The 16,012-nt window shown below is 68.7% G+C and carries 15 protein-coding genes; 8 read left to right on the plus strand and 7 right to left on the minus strand.

Features of this window, described 5'->3' with window-relative positions; genetic code table 11:
• Positions 1 to 40 precede the first annotated feature (40 nt).
• Positions 41 to 835 (plus strand): alpha/beta fold hydrolase, encoded by a 795-nt coding sequence (locus EV650_RS06245; RefSeq protein WP_134116238.1) that lies wholly within the window; start codon positions 41 to 43, stop codon positions 833 to 835.
• Here the strand turns inward: EV650_RS06245 and EV650_RS06250 are convergent.
• Positions 825 to 1,232 carry an OsmC family protein gene (locus tag EV650_RS06250; protein ID WP_238174044.1) on the minus strand — a complete coding sequence of 136 codons (408 nt, stop codon included), beginning with the start codon at positions 1,230 to 1,232 and terminating at the stop codon, positions 825 to 827. The two genes, EV650_RS06245 and EV650_RS06250, sit on opposite strands and share 11 nt — an antisense overlap.
• 59 nt (positions 1,233 to 1,291) lie before the next feature.
• Positions 1,292 to 1,942 carry an SDR family oxidoreductase gene (locus tag EV650_RS06255; protein WP_134116242.1) on the minus strand — a complete coding sequence of 217 codons (651 nt, stop codon included), beginning with the start codon at positions 1,940 to 1,942 and terminating at the stop codon, positions 1,292 to 1,294.
• A gap of 17 nt (positions 1,943 to 1,959) precedes the next feature.
• Between EV650_RS06255 and EV650_RS06260 the strand changes: the two genes are divergently transcribed.
• Entirely contained in the window at positions 1,960 to 2,742 is a 783-nt protein-coding gene (locus EV650_RS06260; RefSeq protein WP_134116244.1) for an alpha/beta fold hydrolase, read from the plus strand.
• Here the strand turns inward: EV650_RS06260 and EV650_RS06265 are convergent.
• Positions 2,710 to 4,587, minus strand: coding sequence for a propionyl-CoA synthetase (locus EV650_RS06265; protein WP_238174045.1), 1,878 nt, complete (start codon positions 4,585 to 4,587; stop codon positions 2,710 to 2,712). The two genes, EV650_RS06260 and EV650_RS06265, sit on opposite strands and share 33 nt — an antisense overlap.
• Before the next feature lie 26 nt (positions 4,588 to 4,613).
• Between EV650_RS06265 and EV650_RS06270 the strand changes: the two genes are divergently transcribed.
• Positions 4,614 to 5,537: a threonine/serine dehydratase gene (locus EV650_RS06270; protein ID WP_134116248.1), complete on the plus strand. Its 924-nt coding sequence runs from the start codon at positions 4,614 to 4,616 to the stop codon at positions 5,535 to 5,537.
• Here the strand turns inward: EV650_RS06270 and EV650_RS06275 are convergent.
• The gene (locus tag EV650_RS06275; protein WP_134116250.1) at positions 5,527 to 6,138 is read right to left on the minus strand and encodes a rhomboid family intramembrane serine protease; all 612 of its coding nucleotides are present in this window, start codon (positions 6,136 to 6,138) and stop codon (positions 5,527 to 5,529) included. The genes EV650_RS06270 and EV650_RS06275 overlap by 11 nt on opposite strands.
• Positions 6,139 to 6,247: 109 nt before the next feature.
• On the opposite strand from EV650_RS06275, the gene EV650_RS06280 reads away from it, so the two are divergent.
• The 3 genes from EV650_RS06280 to EV650_RS06290 all read left to right on the plus strand — a co-directional run bounded on the left by EV650_RS06280 (position 6,248) and on the right by EV650_RS06290 (position 9,540).
• Positions 6,248 to 7,432 (plus strand): Cmx/CmrA family chloramphenicol efflux MFS transporter, encoded by a 1,185-nt coding sequence (locus tag EV650_RS06280; protein WP_134116252.1) that lies wholly within the window; start codon positions 6,248 to 6,250, stop codon positions 7,430 to 7,432.
• Positions 7,433 to 7,482: 50 nt separating this feature from the next.
• Complete coding sequence (locus EV650_RS06285; protein WP_134119919.1) at positions 7,483 to 8,436, plus strand: DUF389 domain-containing protein; 954 nt, start codon at positions 7,483 to 7,485, stop codon at positions 8,434 to 8,436.
• Between the two features lie 156 nt (positions 8,437 to 8,592).
• A complete protein-coding gene (locus EV650_RS06290; protein WP_134116254.1) occupies positions 8,593 to 9,540 on the plus strand; it encodes a MarR family transcriptional regulator in 948 nt (315 codons plus the stop codon).
• On the opposite strand, the gene EV650_RS06295 is transcribed toward EV650_RS06290, so the two are convergent.
• On the minus strand, positions 9,537 to 10,166 hold the full coding sequence (locus EV650_RS06295; protein WP_134116256.1) for an HNH endonuclease family protein: 630 nt from the start codon (positions 10,164 to 10,166) through the stop codon (positions 9,537 to 9,539). The genes EV650_RS06290 and EV650_RS06295 overlap by 4 nt on opposite strands.
• A gap of 196 nt (positions 10,167 to 10,362) precedes the next feature.
• On the opposite strand from EV650_RS06295, the gene EV650_RS06300 reads away from it, so the two are divergent.
• Positions 10,363 to 11,691 carry an acetamidase/formamidase family protein gene (locus tag EV650_RS06300; protein WP_134116258.1) on the plus strand — a complete coding sequence of 443 codons (1,329 nt, stop codon included), beginning with the start codon at positions 10,363 to 10,365 and terminating at the stop codon, positions 11,689 to 11,691.
• Here EV650_RS06300 and EV650_RS06305 read toward each other — a convergent pair.
• Entirely contained in the window at positions 11,688 to 12,449 is a 762-nt protein-coding gene (locus tag EV650_RS06305) for a YaaA family protein (protein WP_134116260.1), read from the minus strand. The two genes, EV650_RS06300 and EV650_RS06305, sit on opposite strands and share 4 nt — an antisense overlap.
• Positions 12,446 to 13,390 carry an aldo/keto reductase gene (locus EV650_RS06310; RefSeq protein WP_134116262.1) on the minus strand — a complete coding sequence of 315 codons (945 nt, stop codon included), beginning with the start codon at positions 13,388 to 13,390 and terminating at the stop codon, positions 12,446 to 12,448. Before EV650_RS06310 ends, EV650_RS06305 begins: the two co-directional genes overlap by 4 nt.
• Before the next feature lie 34 nt (positions 13,391 to 13,424).
• On the opposite strand from EV650_RS06310, the gene pepN reads away from it, so the two are divergent.
• Positions 13,425 to 15,881, plus strand: coding sequence for an aminopeptidase N (gene pepN / locus EV650_RS06315; protein WP_134116264.1), 2,457 nt, complete (start codon positions 13,425 to 13,427; stop codon positions 15,879 to 15,881).
• The last annotated feature ends 131 nt before the right edge of the window (positions 15,882 to 16,012 follow it).

The raw sequence follows: 16,012 nt of genomic DNA on the forward strand, positions 1-16,012 counted from the left end.
ATCTTGATAGATGCATCGACCCAGATGTAATCTCCGAGCCATGACCACGATCAACGTCCCCGGAGCCGTCCTGCACTACCAACTCGAAGGCAGCGGACCGCTGCTGCTGATCTCGCAGAGCGGTGAAGGCGACGCCGACCGCACGACGGACCTGGCCGGCCACCTGACCGATCGGTACACGGTTCTCACCTACGACCGCCGCGGCCTGTCCCGCAGCCGGCTCGACAACCCGGCCGGCGGCGCCACGATCGCCGACCACGCGGACGACGTACACCGTCTGCTGGCGCACCTCACCGACGAGCCCGTCGCCATGCTCGGCTGCAGTCTCGGGGCGGTCATCGGTCTGCATGTCGCGGTCGACCACCCCGGCCAGCTCCGCACCCTTGTTGCGCATGAGCCGATCGCACCCTGGCTGCTCGCCGACGCGAAACGCCACCGCGACGAGCTCACCGAGATCCGCGACCACTACCTGGCCAACGGACTCCAGGCGACCATCCCGGAGATCGTCCGCTCCCTAGGCATCGACCCGTCGACCGGCGAGCCGAAGCGGACCGACTTCCCGATGGACGCGAACCGGATCGCGAACTTCGACTACTTCATCCGCCACGACTTCCTCGCCGCTGCCCACGACGACCTCGACTTCACAACAGCCGACGCACGGATCATCCCGGCAGCGGGTACGACGACACCGCACACCGTCTTCGACTACCAGTGCGCGGAGGCCCTCGCCGCCCTGCTCGACCAGGAGCTAGAGCTCTTCCCGGGCGGCCACAACGGCAACCTCAGCCATCCGAAGGCCTACGCGCACCGCCTCATCGAAGTGCTCAGTCGTTGACCGTCGTCGTGACCGGTGTGCCGAGCTCGACCGTCCGGCTGACCGTGCAGAGCCGGTCGTGCGACATCTTCACCGCCCGCGGCAGCGCCTCGCGCGCCTTGTCGCCGTCCTCGCCCTCGGGGAAGTGCACGGTGAACTCGACCGCGAGGTTGTCCATCCGGTTGCCTTCCTCGGCGTCCCGGATCTTGTCGCCGCGAACCACGGCCTTGAACTCGGTCGGCTCGGCGCGCCGGCTGACCACGATGTCGACGTCGATCGCCGAGCAGGTCCCGATCGCGGCCAGCAGCAGCTCGACCGGCGTGAAGTCGGTCTCCGCACCGCCCGAGCCGACCCGGATGGTGCCGCCGCGCACGTTGCGCACCTCGTAGCTGCTGTTCGCCACGCGCTCGAAAGTCACCTGGCGGAGTGTGTCTGCCATCTGTCCGAATCCGTCACATTCTGTTGCTTGTGGCAACGTCAGAGAGAGTTGAGAGCCTCGGTCACCGGGGTGTTTCCGCCGATGAGCTCGAGGGTCCGGCCGATCGCGGCCGGGGTGTCGCACAGGCCGGCCAGCACCAGCGCGACGTCGTCGCGGCTGATCCGGCCGTTCCCGGTCTTGTCGGCGAGCGTGACCATGCCGGTGCCGGGGTCGTTGGTCAGCCCGCCCGGCCGCAGAACCGTCCAGTCCAGATCCCGCGCCCGCAGGTCCTCCTCGGCTGCCCACTTGGCCTTGAGGTAAATGGTGAAGCTGTCGTCGTCGGTCAGCGAGTCGGCACGGTCCGCGCCCATCGAGCCGACCTGGATGTGCCGCCGTACGCCGGCCTGCTGGGCAGCGTCCGCGAAGAGAGCGGCCGCACCCCGGTCGACCGTGTCCTTGCGGGCGTTCCCGCTGCCCGGACCGGCGCCGGCCGCGAAGATCGCGACGTCCGCACCGTCCAGAACCTTGGCGACGGCGCCTACGTCGACCTGCTCGAGGTCGAGCACGGCGGCCTGGCCGCCCGCGGCCGCGATGTCGGCCTCGTGGTCCGGGTTGCGCACCAGACCGACCACCTCGTGTCCGTCACCGCTCAGCAGCCTCGTCAGTCGCAACGCGATCTGACCATGTCCACCCGCAATCACGACTCGCATACCTGCAGACTATCTCTGTGCCACACGCAGCAGCTATTGACGGGACGAGGATCGCCTATCAGGTTCGGGGCGCTGGGCAACCACTTGTCCTGCTCGCCGGTCAGTCGAACAACCACACCTGGTGGGATCCGATCCGGGCGGACTTCGAAACGCAGTACCAGACGATCACTCTGGACTGGAGAGGAACCGGCGAGAGCGACAAGCCGGACGAGGTCTACAGCACGGTCGGGTTCGCGGACGACGTGGTCGCGGTACTGGATGACCTCGGGCTGGACAGCGCGAACGTCTACGGGACGTCGATGGGCGGGCGGGTCGGGCAGTGGCTGGCGATCAACCACCCCGAACGTGTCGACGCACTGGTTCTGGGCTGTACCTCACCCGGCGCGGCGCACGGGTACGAGCGCAGCCAGGAGATCCGGAAGGCGCTGGTCGATCCGGCCCGGACCGAGCGCGTGCTGCTCGAGCTGATGTACACGCCGGAGTGGATCGCGCAGAATCCTGGCCCGTACTACGTCCTCGGTGACACGACCATGCCGTCGTACGCCAAAGGCCGGCACCTGGTGGCCAGCAACAAGCACGACGCGTGGGCCGGCCTGCCGAGCATCAGCACGCCGACGCTCGTCCTGCACGGCGCCGACGACGTCTTCAGCCCGGCCGCCAACGCGCAGCTGCTCTCGGACCGCATTCCCGGAGCGCGTGCCGAGCTGATTGCGGGCGCTCGGCACGCCTACTTCCACGAATTCCGGTCGGTCGCGAGTCCAGCGGTCCTAGCCTTCCTCGCTGCGCAGCACCGGGCGTAGGGCGTCCAGTACGGCGGGGTCCTCGATTGTCGACGGGACTGGTTCGTCTCGTCCGTCGGCGATTCCGCGCATCGTCCGGCGCAGGATCTTGCCCGAGCGCGTCTTCGGCAGGGCGTCCACCACGGACACGTCCCGGAAGGCGGCGACCGGCCCGATCTCCCGGCGTACTGCGGCCACCAGCTCAGCCTGCAAGTCAGCCTCGGACACCGACGCCCCGGCCTTCAACACCACCAATGCTCGCGGCAGCTGACCCTTCAACGGATCATGCACCCCGATCACCGCGCACTCAGCGACCGCCGGATTCGCCGCAACCACCGCCTCGATCGAGCCCGTCGACAACCGGTGCCCGGCCACGTTGATCACGTCGTCGGTGCGGCCCATCACGAAGATGTAGCCGTCGTCGTCGATGAACCCGCCGTCCCCGGTCAGGTAATACCCGTCGTACTGCTTCAGGTAGCTCTCGATGTAGCGCTGGTCGTCGCCCCACAACGTCGGCAGCGCACCCGGCGGCAGCGGGAGCTTGATCGCGATCGCACCCTCCTCCTGCGGCAGCAGCACCTTGCCGTACGCATCCAGGATCTGCACGTCCCAGCCCGGCATCGGAACGGTCGCCGAGCCCGGCTTGGTCGGCAGCGGTTCGAGGCCGCGCGGGTTGGCTGCGATCGACCAGCCGGTCTCGGTCTGCCACCAGTGATCCACGACCGGTACGCCGAGATGCTCGTGCGCCCAGTGGTACGTCTCGGGGTCGAGCCGCTCCCCCGCCAGGAACAGTGTCCGGAACGAGTCCATCGGGTACTTCGCCAGCTCGGCCGCCTCCGGATCGACCTTCTTGATCGCGCGAATCGCGGTCGGCGCGGTGAACAACGCCTTCACGCCGTGCTCGGAGATCACCCGCCAGAACGCACCGGCGTCCGGCGTACCGACCGGCTTGCCCTCGTACAGGACGGTGGTCGCACCGACGAGGAGTGGCGCGTAGACGATGTACGAGTGGCCGACGACCCAGCCGACGTCGGAGGCGGTCCACCAGACGTCGCCCGGGCCGATGTCGTACACGGCGCGCATCGTCCAGGCGAGTGCGACCGCGTGGCCGCCGTTGTCGCGGACGACACCTTTCGGCTTCCCCGTCGTACCGGAGGTGTAGAGGATGTAGAGCGGGTCAGTCGCCGCGACCTCCACCGGATCGGCCGGCTCGGCCTTCAGCGCAGTCCAGTCGACATCACGCTCGCCCAGCTCCGCCCGCGCCTCGTCCCGCTGGAAGACGACCGTGTGCTCTGGCTGGTGCTGAGCGATCGTCAAAGCCTCGTCGATGATCGGCTTGTACTCGACCACCCGCGTCGGCTCGATGCCGGCCGAGGCCGCGACGATGACCCGAGGCGTGGCGTCGTCGATCCGGGCCGCGAGTTCGCGTGGCGCGAAGCCGCCGAACACCACCGAGTGGATCGCGCCGAGCCGCGCGCACGCCAGCATGGCCACGACTGCTTCCGGGATCATCGGCATGTACACGATGACCCGATCGCCCTTCGCGACCCCGAGCGACGCCAGCCCGCCGGCGAACGCCGCCACCTCGTCCAGCAACTGCGCATAGGTATAGGTCCGCCCCGTCCCAGTGACCGGCGAGTCGTAGATCAGCGCGATCCGCTCACCGGCGCCCGCCTCGACGTGCCGATCCAAGGCGTTGTACGACGTGTTCAGCGCGCCGTCCGGGAACCAGCGGTAGATCGGGGCCTGACTCGCGTCGATCGCGCGCGTCGGTGGCCGGGTCCACGAGATCGCCTCGGCCGCCTCCAGCCAGAAACCTTCCGGATCCTCAAGACTCCGCCGGTAGCTGTCCTCGTAAGCACCCATGTTCTCCATCGTGGCAGGGTTGGCGTATGACGGTAAGTGTCGAAGACGTGCGGCGGGCGGCGGAGCGGATCGCGGGACGGGTACGCCGTACCCCGGTGATCGAGGTCGCGCCGGGGCTCACGTTCAAGCTCGAACTGCTCCAGCACACCGGCTCGTTCAAGCCTCGCGGCGCGTTCAACCGGCTGCTCAGCGCGAAGGAGAGCGGCGAGCTGACCGGCCACGGCATCGTCGCGGCGTCCGGGGGCAACGCCGGGCTGGCCGCGGCGTACGCGGCCCGAGAGCTCGGGGTGCCAGCACGGATCTTCGTCCCGCAGACGGTCCCGGCCGCGAAACTCGGCAAGCTGCGGACGCTCGAGGCGGACGTCGTACAGGTCGGGAGCGAGTACGCCGAGGCGTATCAGGCGGCGCTCGCGGCGCGGGACGAATCTGGGGCGCTCCTGGTCCATGCGTACGACCAGCCCGAGATTGTCGCCGGGCAGGGGACGGTCGGCCTCGAGATCCTTGACCAGGTCAGCGACTTCGACACCGTGATCGTGGCGGTCGGTGGAGGTGGACTGATCGGCGGGATTGCGACCGCGATCGGCACGAACGCGCAGGTCATCGGCGTAGAGCCCGTGCTGGCGCCGACCCTGCACCGCGCTCTGGAGGCCGGCGAACCCGTCGACGGCTCGGTCGGCGGAGTGGCTGCCGACTCGCTCGGTGCCCGCCGGATCGGCGAGCTGGCGCTCGCAGCGGCGCAGCACCACAACGTCCCGTCGCTGCTGATCGAGGACGAGGCGATCGTTGCTGCGCGCAACGAACTGTGGCGGGACTACCACCTCGCGACCGAACACGGCGGTGCGGTCGCGTACGCCGCCCTCGCCTCAGGCGCCTACCGCCCGGCCGCAGGCGAGCGAGTCGTCGTCGTGGTCTGCGGAGCGAACACCGACCCGAGCACGCTTACTTCTTGACGCTTGGCTTCTTGTCGTCCGACAGGACCCAGGCGGCGAGTACGCCGGCGATCCCGCCGAACAGGTGTCCTTGCCAGGAGATCCCGTCCTGCGGCAGCAGCCCGCCGAGCAGCGCACTCCCCCACACCATCACGACCACGATGCCGACCAGCACCTGCCCGAGCCGCCGGTTGAACAGCCCACGCAGGATCAGGTACGACGCGTAGCCGAAGACCAGCCCGCTCGCGCCGATCGTGGTCGTGTTCGGCGGTGAGATCAGCCAGGTCCCGAAGCCGCCGATCACCACCACGATCGCGGTCACGGCGAACAACCGGGCCGCGCCGCTGATCGCGATGATCGCACCGAGCGTGACCAGCGGCAGCGTGTTCGAGATCAGATGGCCGAAGCCCATGTGCAGGAACGGCGCGGTCAAGACGCCGATCAGACCGCGCGGCTCGCGGGAGATGATCCCGTACTGATTCAGCGAGCCATCGGTCGCGGTGTCGATGACCTCGCTCAGCCACATCAGCCCGACCAGCACTGCGAGCAACTTCAGCCCACTGCCGATCCTGGCGGTGTCCACACTCCGCCCAGTCCGCTTCGCCGGGGTTTGCGAGCTCATGGTCCAACCATGCCGTACTCGCTCAAATCTCAGTCCGTGGCAGGCGTGGCGACAGCGGACAGTGATCTCTGAGATACTGCGCGTGGCGGTCGTCGAGTGAGGGGGAACGATGCCAATAGCTGTCTATGTCCTGGGACTGAGCATCTTCGCGCAGGGCACGTCCGAGCTCATGCTGGCCGGCCTGCTCCCGGAGCTCTCCACGGATCTGCACGTCACGATCCCCCAGGCCGGACTGCTGATCTCCGCGTTCGCGCTCGGCATGCTCGTCGGCGCACCCGTCCTCGCGGTCCTCCCCCTCACCTGGTCACGGCGTACGGCGGGTCTCGTCTTCCTGGCGATCTTCGCGCTCACCCATGTCGTGGGCGCACTGACGACGAGCTACGCCGTCCTGCTCGCCACCCGGGTCGTCGGCGCCTTCGTCTACTCCGGGTTCTGGTCGATCGCCGCCGTGACCGTGGTCGCCCTCGTACCGGCGAACAGCCGCGCGCGGGCGATGAGCATCGTCACCGGCGGGCTCACGATCGCGACCATCGTCGGCCTCCCGCTCGGAACGGTCCTGGGCCAGCACCTCGGCTGGCAGTCGGCGTTCTGGACCGTGGCCGGGATGTGCGTGCTCGCGATGGCAGGCGTCTTCGCCACGCTGCCGGCCGACCGGCCTGACCCAGCGAGCGCGCCGCGGTTCGCAGACGAGCTCCGGGTGTTCCGGAACGCGCGGCTCTGGCTCGCGTTCGGTACGACGGTCCTGGTGACCGCGACGATCCTCGTCGTCTTCAGCTACCTTGCCCCGCTCCTGATCCAGACCACAGGTCTGCCGGCCGGAGCCGTTCCCGGCGTACTCGCGCTCTACGGTCTCGGCTCGTTCATCGGGATCACCCTCGGCGGCCGGTTCGCCGATGCGCTCCCGTTCCACACCTTGTTCATCAGCATCACCGGGCTGCTCGTCCTGTCCGGCGTACTGGCGGTCACCGCGTCCGTCCCGGCGGTGGCGATCGGTGTGATCGCTTTGCTCGGCGGCTTCGGTTTCGCCGCGAACCCTGCTCTCAACGCCCGCGTGTTCAGCCTGGCCGGTGACGCGCCGAGGCTTGCGACCGCGACGAACTTCTCCGCGTTCAACGTCGGCATCACGCTCGGGCCGTGGCTCGGCGGCCTGGCGATCGGCGCCGGAGCCGGCTACCCCGCACTCGGCTGGATCGCCGTCGGCACCGGCGCCGCGGCCCTCGCGACCGTACTGTTCGCCGCACTCGTCCCGGTCAGTTCACCGGCCCTTGCGGATCAAAGTCGGCGTACCGCCTGACCATCGCTCATCGTGGCTCCACGGGTCGTTCTGACAGCATGTGGCCCGTGATGCACCTTCGTCTCATCGTCCCGTCCGACCGCAGCGAGCGCGTCCTGAACGCGCTTGTCGCCGATCCCCGGGCCACCAGCATCGTCCGGTTGCCCGGCGCCGCACGCCGGCCCGAAGGGGACATGATCGAGTGTGACGTGACCCGCGAGGCGACCTCGGACGTCCTCGCGTTCCTGAAGGCCGAGGGCCTGTACGACGACGGTGCCGTTGCGCTGAGCTCGGTCGACGCGGCGCCGTCGCGGAACGCCCAGGCCGCGGAGAAAGCGGCTCCCGGGGCACCCGACGACGCGGTCATCTGGGACGCCGTCGTCGATCAGGCCTACAACGAGGCCGGCGGTTCGTGGGTGTACTACGCCTTCCTGACGCTGGCGACAATGATCGCATCGGTTGCCGTGGTCACCGATTCCGCGATCCTCGTCGTGGGCGCCATGGTCGTCGGACCCGAGTTCGGTGTGGTGGCCGCGCTGGCCGTCGGACTCTTCCTGGGCAAGGGCGGTCTGGCTCGCCGGTCGGCGGTGCTGCTGGTTCGCGGATTCGCGCTGGCGATCGCGCTGACGGTGATCGCGGCCCTGCTGGCGCGAGCAGTCGGATGGGTGGACGTCAGCGATGTCACGGCGGCGCGGCCGCTAACGGGGTTCATCTGGCGACCGGATCGCTGGTCCGTGGTCGTCGCCGTACTCGCCGGATGTGCAGGCGTCCTGTCGCAGACGGCCGGGCGTGGCAATGCGCTGGTCGGGGTATTCATCTCGGTGACGACGGTCCCGGCCGCCGGTGATCTCGCGCTGTCGATCGCGTTGTGGGCACCGGGTCACATCGGCGGCGCCGCGGCTCAGCTGGGTATCAACCTGGCCGGCATGACCATTGCCGGGGTCGTGACGCTGTTGCTCCAGCGGGTGATCTGGCGCAGCTATCTGCGCGTGAAGCGTAGGGCGGGCGCGCGCGTTGAGGCTTGACCGGGCGTCCCCTGCCCGATCCGCGCGCGCCCAGCATCGTCAGGCTTACCCCACCGCGGCCGTATCCGGGCCTGACCCGGGCTGACGGATGCAAGACATGTCGCGAAGTCGCCAAACCGGTCGAGTCCGGTCCACTGGACGAGATAGCCTGATCGGATGCTGGAGTCGGTAGGGGTGGAGCCGCCTGATGAGGAGGCCTACCGGGCGCTGCTGTCGGCGCCCGGCTGTGACGTTGCCGAGCTCGCGAACCGTCTCGGTCGCGACGAACCGGACCTGACCGCGACGGTCGGACGGCTCGAGAAGCTCGGTCTACTGACCACCACGGCCGACGACCCGGTCCGCCTACTGCCGACCCGCCCCGACGTCGCGGTCGACGCACTGGTCGCCGTACGCCGGGCCGAGCTCGACCGCGTCCGCGCCGAAGCCCGCGTCATGCTGTCCGAGCTCGCCGCCCAGGAGCAGCACCGCCCGGAGAACCTGGTCGAGGTGATCGTCGGCCAGGAAGCGATCGCCGCCCGGTTCGCCCAGTTGCTGAACGGCACCCAGGACCAGCTACTCGTCCTGGACAGGCCGCCGTACGCCTCGCGACCCGGCGACTCCGACCCGAAGGTGCGCGGACTGCTGGGCGACGGAGTAGTCGTCCACGGCATCTACTCCCCCGACTCGCTGGACATTCCCGGCGGGGTCGACGAGGCGTACAGCGCGGCCGATGCGGGCGAGACGTCGCGGATCCATCCGCAGGTGCCGATGAAGCTGGCCGCGTTCGACCGGAAGATCGCGCTCCTGCCACTGGCCGTCGACCAGTTGGTCGACAGTGCACTCGTCGTACATCCCTGCGCGTTGCTCGACGCACTGATCGAGATGTTCTGGCTGCTCTGGGACCAGGCCGTTCCGGTTGTCCCGACAGCGAAGGCCGATCCGACCGACGCGCGGCTGATGACGCTGTTGGCTGCCGGGTTCAAGGACGACGCGATTGCTCGGCAGCTCGCGCTGAGCAGCCGGACCGTCGGCCGGCGAGTGGCCGAGCTGATGGAGACGCTGGGCGCGCGGACCCGGTTCCAGGCCGGTATCCACGCCCAGCGCCGCCATCTACTCGAGGACTAGCAGGTTCCGAGCATCTGCGTCAGCGCGGTCTTCTCCGCCGACTGCAGTGACAGGCCGTAGGTGTACTTCACCCAGATCCAGTAGCGGGCGTAGATGCAGTGCACCGCGGTGTTCGTCGGCTGCCACTCGGACGGGTCCCGGTCACCCTTCGAGCGGTTGCTCGACGCGGACACCGCGATCAGCTGCGAGATCGTCAGGTTGTTCGCGAACTCCTGACGCCTGGCCTGCGTCCAGCTACTGGCGCCCGACTTCCACGCCTCGGCCAGCGGCACGATGTGGTCGATGTCGACGTCCGACGAGTCGGTGAAGGTCGTCTTGTCGTACACGCTGTACCAGCTGCCGGCGGTCGGCTGACAGCTGCTGTCGACCTTCACGCCAGTGCCGTCGCGCTTCAGAACCTCCTCCCGGGTGTCGCAGGTCCCGGACTGCGTGATCCAGTGCGGGAACTTGTCCCGGCTGTAGCCGGTCGTCGACCCTTCCGTCTTGACGGTCAGGCCGGCCAGCTCAGTGGCCGCCGTACTCGCGGACGGTGGGGTCGGTGGTGACGCCAGCGCCGGGCCGGCGTTGAGGGTCCATGCCGCGATCGCGGCGAGCGCCGCAAGGGCGGCAGTGATGGAGCGTCGCATCAGTCAGGCCTCCGAAGGGTAGGGCGGTTCCCCCCTGACGTGCTGACCACAGCCTTCCCCGATCACGCGCGGTGAGAAACCACTCACCGATGAAAGCCGTGTGAACGCTCCCCGTCATACGGCGTTCACAACGCTTCATAGGTCGGAAATGCCATCCCGGTATACAGGCGACACCATCCAGTGAGGAGATGTGCCGATGGCAAAGAACAGCTTTGGCGAGCAGGCTCGCGCCATCCTCCGCTCCGGCCTCGGCCGCCGGGACTTCATCCGGGCGACGGCGGCCGCCGGTGCCGGAGTTGCGGTCTCCGCCGGTACGGCGACCTCCGCCGGCGCGACTGCCCCGCGTGAGGTTCTGCAGCCGGGGAAGGGGCCGATTCACGGTCGGCACTACCTGCCGTCGACGCCTGACCAGGTCCGGTGGGGTTACGTGCCGTCGCTCGACAGCGAGCCGGTTCTGCGGGTGCGGTCTGGCGACACGGTCACCGTCGACACGGTCTCGCACGAGGGCATCCTCGAGGACCAGGGCCGCGATCCGGTCGAGTACTTCGCGCAGCACGGCGTCGGCAAGTCGTCCGTACTGAACGACGCCGTCGCGATCGCCCGTGACTACGACCGGACCACCCGGAACTTCGACGTCGACGGCCCGCACGTGGTCACCGGCCCGATCTTCGTCAACGGCGCGAAGCCAGGCGACGTTCTCAAGATCGAGATGCTGTCGATGCTCCCGCGGGTCCCGTACGGCGTGGTGTCGAGCCGGCACGGGAAGGGCGCACTCCCCCGGCTGGCCGGTGGCGCCGTACCGGCCGGAATCACGCTCGACGAGATCATGCCGCCGGTGTCGACCGACGGACGTGCGACCGGCGACCCGACGCAGTACGGGAACGTGTCGGTGTTCACGCCCGTCCGCGGCGGACGCGGAGTGATGCCACGCGGGCGGCGCGAGGTGAAGTTCCCGCTCAACCCGTTCATGGGCCTGATGGGTGTCGCGTTCGCCGACTCGGAGTCGCCGACCGGGCCCGAACTGAACTCGATCCCGCCGACCCTCGGCGGCGGCAACATCGACATCAACCTGCTCGGCGTACGGTCGACGTTCTATCTGCCCGTGTTCGCCGACGGCGCCCTGTTCCATGTCGGCGATCCGCACTTCGCGATGGGCAACGGAGAGGTCGCGCTCACCGCGCTGGAAGGTTCGCTGCGGGCGACCTTCCGGTTGACCGTGTGCGCGAAGGGATCGGGTGACGCCCCGTCGGTCGCGTTCGGGTACCCGTTCGCGGAGACGCCGGACGCGTGGGTGCCGATCGGGTTGTCGGACCCGGACGGCAGCCAGAACGGTCAGGGTAACGACCTCAACATCGCCATGCGTCGCGCGGTCGTCAACGCGCTCGACTTCCTCGAGACCGACCAGGGGATGGACCGGGCGACGGCGTACGCCTATCTGTCAGCGGCAGCCGACTTCGAGGTCTCCCAGGTCGTCGACCGGACCACCGGCGTCCACGGCGTGATCCGCAAGGCCGACTTCAGCTAGTCGTGCTCAACGACGGTCAGCGTCCAGCCGGTGGCGGCGCGGTCGAGCTCGGTGTTCCAGCGTTCGCTGATCAGTTTGTGCAGGGACTTCGGGGTGCCGGGGTCCTTGCCGGATTCGAGCAGGTGGCGGGCGACGAGGCCTCGGGTGTGCTTTGCGTTGTGGGAGACGACTGTGCGGATGCCGTCGCGTTCGCGGACGACGTTGACCGAGACCCACTTGTCCGCCTGATCGCCGGTCGGTCGCCAGGCAGCGATGTACGTCGACGATCGGCAGTCCACGATCACGCCGTCGCTGTCGGCGAGTACGGCGGCGAGCGGGTCGCGCCATACCGAGGCGAGCGGTCCGTGTCCCGGCAGCGTCGTACCCATCGATAGGCGGTACGGCGGGACGCGGTCGGCCGGTCGGAGTGCGCCCCAGGCGGCAGAGATGACGAGGAGCCGGTTGGCGGCGCGACGCTTCGTTCCTGCGGAGAGCGTCGAGTAGCCGAGGGCGTCGTACAGAACGCCGGAGTACAACTCGGAGACCGGCACGGACGGCTCGGTGCGCCAGCGGGTGTTGCGGTCGACCTCGTGCTGGAGCGAGGCGCCGACACCGAGGACGTCGAACGCGTCCGAGGACGCGGAGACCTTGGCCAGGGTGTCGAGCACCTGCTCGCGGACCGGATTCAGCTCCGGGAACGACAGCGTGGAGAAGTCGACGGCGCGACCGCGCGACCGACCGGTCTTCCCTTCGGACGGCGGGAGAAGAATCAGCGTCACGTCAGCTCGTCTAGCGCGGCGAGGTCGGCGGCGGTTGGGTCCCAGGTGCCAGCTGCGACGTTCTGGGCGATCTGTTGCGGAGTGGTGGCACCTGCGATGACGGAGGCAACTGCGGGCTGGGCTGCCAGGCCGCCGATCGCGACGTCGATCAGGGTCAGGTCCCGCTCGGCCGCGAAGGTCTCGAGGGCCTCGATCTTGTCGAAGTCGGCGTGGGCCAGCCGCTCGGGCTGGGTCGCCAACCGGCTGCCGTCCGGTGCGTCCGCATCGCGCTTGTACTTGCCGGTGAGCAGACCCGACGACAGCGGGAAGAACGGCAGGATGCCGACACCGAGGTGCTCGCAAGCCGGCGCCAGCTCGTCCTCGACCTCGCGGTCGAGCAGCGAGTACCGGTTCTGCGCGCTGATGAAATGCTCCAGCCCCGCGGTCCGTGCGGCCCAGTCCGCGTCGACCACCTGCCAGGCCGCGAACTGCGAGCTGCCGACGTACCGGACCTTGCCCTCGGCAACGAGCTCGGTGAGCGCGGCGAGGGTCTCCTCGATCGGGGTGACCGGGTCCGGGACGTGCAGCTGGTAGAGGTCGATCCAGTCGGTGCCGAGTCGCTTCAGGCTCGCCTCGACCGCCTTGCGGATGTACCGGCGGGAGCCGCGGACACCCCAGTCCGGCCCGTTCTCGCCGTGCATGTCGCCGCCGAACTTGGTCGCGATCACCACCTCGTCGCGGCGGGCGCCGAGCGCCTTGCCGAGCAGTTCCTCGCTGAATCCGTGCTCGCCGTGATAGACGTCCGCGGTGTCGAACAGGGTGATCCCCGCATCGACCGCAGCGTTCACGACCGCGTCCGTCCGGCTCGCATCGAGGCGCCGTCCGAGGTTGTTACAGCCCAGTCCGACGACGCTGACTGTCAGACCCGAGTCACCAAGCTGCCGGTACTCCATATCCGCCATGTGCTCAGCCTAGTCTCGGCATACAGTGGCCCTCATGCCGAGTCTCACCGTCGACGGCGCCCGCACTCGGGCCGCCGCGCTTTCCGTCCAGTCGTACGACGTCGATCTCGACCTCACCCAGGGCGAGCGGACGTTCGGGTCCACCACCACGATCAGGTTCACCGCCTCCTCGCCTTCGAGCTGGGTCGACGTGAAACCCGACGAACTGATCTCGGTCACGCTGAACGGCACGGCCGTCGACGTGACCGGCCTGAACGACGGACGGCTCGAGCTGACCGACCTGCAGCCGGAGAACGAGCTGGTCGTGGTCGCCACGATGCTGTACTCACACGACGGTGAGGGACTGCACCGCGCGGTCGACGCCGCGGACGGTCTCTCCTACACGTACGCGATGTCGTTCCTCGACGCGGCTCCGCGGATCTTCGCCTGCTTCGACCAGCCCGACCTCAAAGCGCCGTACCGTCTCAAGGTCACGGCTCCCGAGGAGTGGCTCGTGCTCGGCAACGGCGGCGCGACCCAGGTGTCACCCGGTCGCTGGGAGCTGGCCGAGACCAAGCCGCTCTCTACGTACTTCGTCACCGTCGTGGCCGGGCCGTACCACCAGATCACCGATGCGCACGACGGCATCGCGCTCAGCGTGGTCTCCCGGCAGTCGCTGAAGGACGCCCTGGACCGCGAGGCCGCGGACATCTTCGAGGTGACCAAGCAGTCGTTCGACGAGTACCACCGGATGTTCGGCTACCGGTACCCGTTCGGCGAGTACCACCAGGCGTTCGTGCCGGAGTTCAACGCCGGCGCGATGGAGAACCCGGGCTGCGTGACCTTCCGGGACTCGATGGTGTTCCGTTCCGCGGTCACCGACGGCGAGCGCAGCCAGCGAGCCCGGACGATCGTGCATGAGATGGCGCACCAGTGGTTCGGCGACACCGTGACGATGAAGTGGTGGAACGACCTCTGGCTGAACGAATCGTTCGCCGAATACATGGCGCACCGGGTCTCGACCGCGGCCACCCGGTACACCGACAACTGGATCGACTTCGCCTACATCCGCAAGTGGTGGGGCCTGCAGGCCGACCAGCGGTCCTCGACGCACCCGGTCGCGGCCGACGCGGTCAAGGACGCACTCGCTTCGCTCGACGACTTCGACGGCATCTCGTACGCGAAGGGCGCGGCGGTCCTCAAGCAACTGGCGGCGTACCTCGGTGACGACGTGTTCCTGGCCGGCGTGAACGCGCACATCGCCGCGCACGAGTTCGGCAACGCGACCTTCGCCGACCTGGTCGCGAAGTGGACCGAGGCCGGTGCGGTTGGCCTGGACGACTGGGCGCAGGCGTGGCTGCGGACCCCTGGCGTCGACACGATCACCGCATCGCGGACCGCGACAGGGATCAAGCTGACCCGAAAGGCGCCGGCGGAGTACCCGGCTTCACGACCGCACAAGTTCACCGTCGGCGGGTACGACGCGGACGGGCGGAGTACGACGGTCGACGTACTGCTCGACGGCGACGAGGTGGAGGTGGAGCTCGACCCGTCGGCCCTCGTCGTGGTCCCGGACGCGGGTGACGACAGCTGGGCGAAGATCCGGCTCGATGCGGACAGCCTCGCGAACCTGGCCGCCGTACTGCCGAAGATCCAGGACGGCGTGACGCGGGCCGTCGTACTGAACAGCGTGCGGGACTCGGTCGCTGACGCGGAGCTGGACCCGAAGCTCGGCTTCGACGTCGTACTCGGACTGCTGCCGACCGAGAACAGCGACATCGCGGTCGCGACGATGCTCAACTGGGCGAACCTCCAGGTGCTCGGGGTCTACCTGCCGTACGAGCCTTATCGCGGACAGCTCGCCGAGGTACTGCGGGCGCGGCTCGAGACGGTCGAGGTCGGGAGCAGCGTGCAGCTTTCCGTGGCTCGCGGGTTCGCGCGCTTCACCGACGACGCCGACCGGCTCAAGGGTTGGCTCGCCGGTGACGGCGTACCGGACGGCGTGACGATGGACGCAGACCTGCGCTGGATCGTCACGCTGCAGCTCGCCCGGCTCGGTGCGATCGGCGAGGCGGAGATCGACGCCGAGCTCGAGCGCGACTCGTCCTCCGAGGGCGTCGTACATGCGACCCGTTGCCGTGCCGCGCTGCCGACGGCGGCCGCGAAGGAGCGGGCATGGACGCAGATCATGACCGACGCCGACCTGCCGAACTACGAGCTGTACGCCGCGTCCGAAGGGTTCTGGCACCCGACGCAGGCCGAGCTCACTGCGCCGTACGTCGACCGGTACTTCGCGGAGATCGCAGGCACCGAGAAGCTGCGGTCGGGCTGGGTCGTCGCGACCAGCGCGAAGCTCGCGTTCCCGCGATACACGATCGAGCAGCGAGTGGTCGACCGTGCCGCCGACCTGCTCGCCGACGAGTCGGTCGCGGCCGGCATCCGGCGGTCCGTCGCCGACAGCGCGGACGACCTGAAGCGTGCGCTTGCGGTGCGATCCGCCTTCGCCGGCTGACATTCGGTTAGCTGTCACACCGTGTTGTGACTAATGTGACTGGTGTTACCGGGAGGACCTCGGTGACCAGGCAAGATGTGATTTCGTGACGTAACCTCCACAATGACCGGGCGGCACGGCGCGCCGGTCTT

The organism is Kribbella kalugense, from assembly GCF_004365875.1.
In the GTDB taxonomy this organism is placed as follows: domain Bacteria; phylum Actinomycetota; class Actinomycetes; order Propionibacteriales; family Kribbellaceae; genus Kribbella; species Kribbella kalugense.

Bases quoted from the DNA above. Each gene is read 5' to 3' on its own strand.
- EV650_RS06275 (WP_134116250.1), bottom strand. From the start codon at position 6,138: ATGAGCTCGCAAACCCCGGCGAAGCGGACTGGGCGGAGTGTGGACACC.
- EV650_RS06255 (WP_134116242.1), bottom strand. From the start codon at position 1,942: ATGCGAGTCGTGATTGCGGGTGGACATGGTCAGATCGCGTTGCGACTG.
- EV650_RS06295 (WP_134116256.1), bottom strand. From the start codon at position 10,166: ATGCGACGCTCCATCACTGCCGCCCTTGCGGCGCTCGCCGCGATCGCG.
- EV650_RS06310 (WP_134116262.1), bottom strand. From the start codon at position 13,390: ATGGCGGATATGGAGTACCGGCAGCTTGGTGACTCGGGTCTGACAGTC.
- EV650_RS06265 (WP_238174045.1), bottom strand. From the start codon at position 4,587: ATGGGTGCTTACGAGGACAGCTACCGGCGGAGTCTTGAGGATCCGGAA.
- pepN (WP_134116264.1), top strand. From the start codon at position 13,425: ATGCCGAGTCTCACCGTCGACGGCGCCCGCACTCGGGCCGCCGCGCTT.
- EV650_RS06245 (WP_134116238.1), top strand. From the start codon at position 41: ATGACCACGATCAACGTCCCCGGAGCCGTCCTGCACTACCAACTCGAA.
- EV650_RS06290 (WP_134116254.1), top strand. From the start codon at position 8,593: ATGCTGGAGTCGGTAGGGGTGGAGCCGCCTGATGAGGAGGCCTACCGG.
- EV650_RS06285 (WP_134119919.1), top strand. From the start codon at position 7,483: ATGCACCTTCGTCTCATCGTCCCGTCCGACCGCAGCGAGCGCGTCCTG.
- EV650_RS06300 (WP_134116258.1), top strand. From the start codon at position 10,363: ATGGCAAAGAACAGCTTTGGCGAGCAGGCTCGCGCCATCCTCCGCTCC.
- EV650_RS06280 (WP_134116252.1), top strand. From the start codon at position 6,248: ATGCCAATAGCTGTCTATGTCCTGGGACTGAGCATCTTCGCGCAGGGC.
- EV650_RS06270 (WP_134116248.1), top strand. From the start codon at position 4,614: ATGACGGTAAGTGTCGAAGACGTGCGGCGGGCGGCGGAGCGGATCGCG.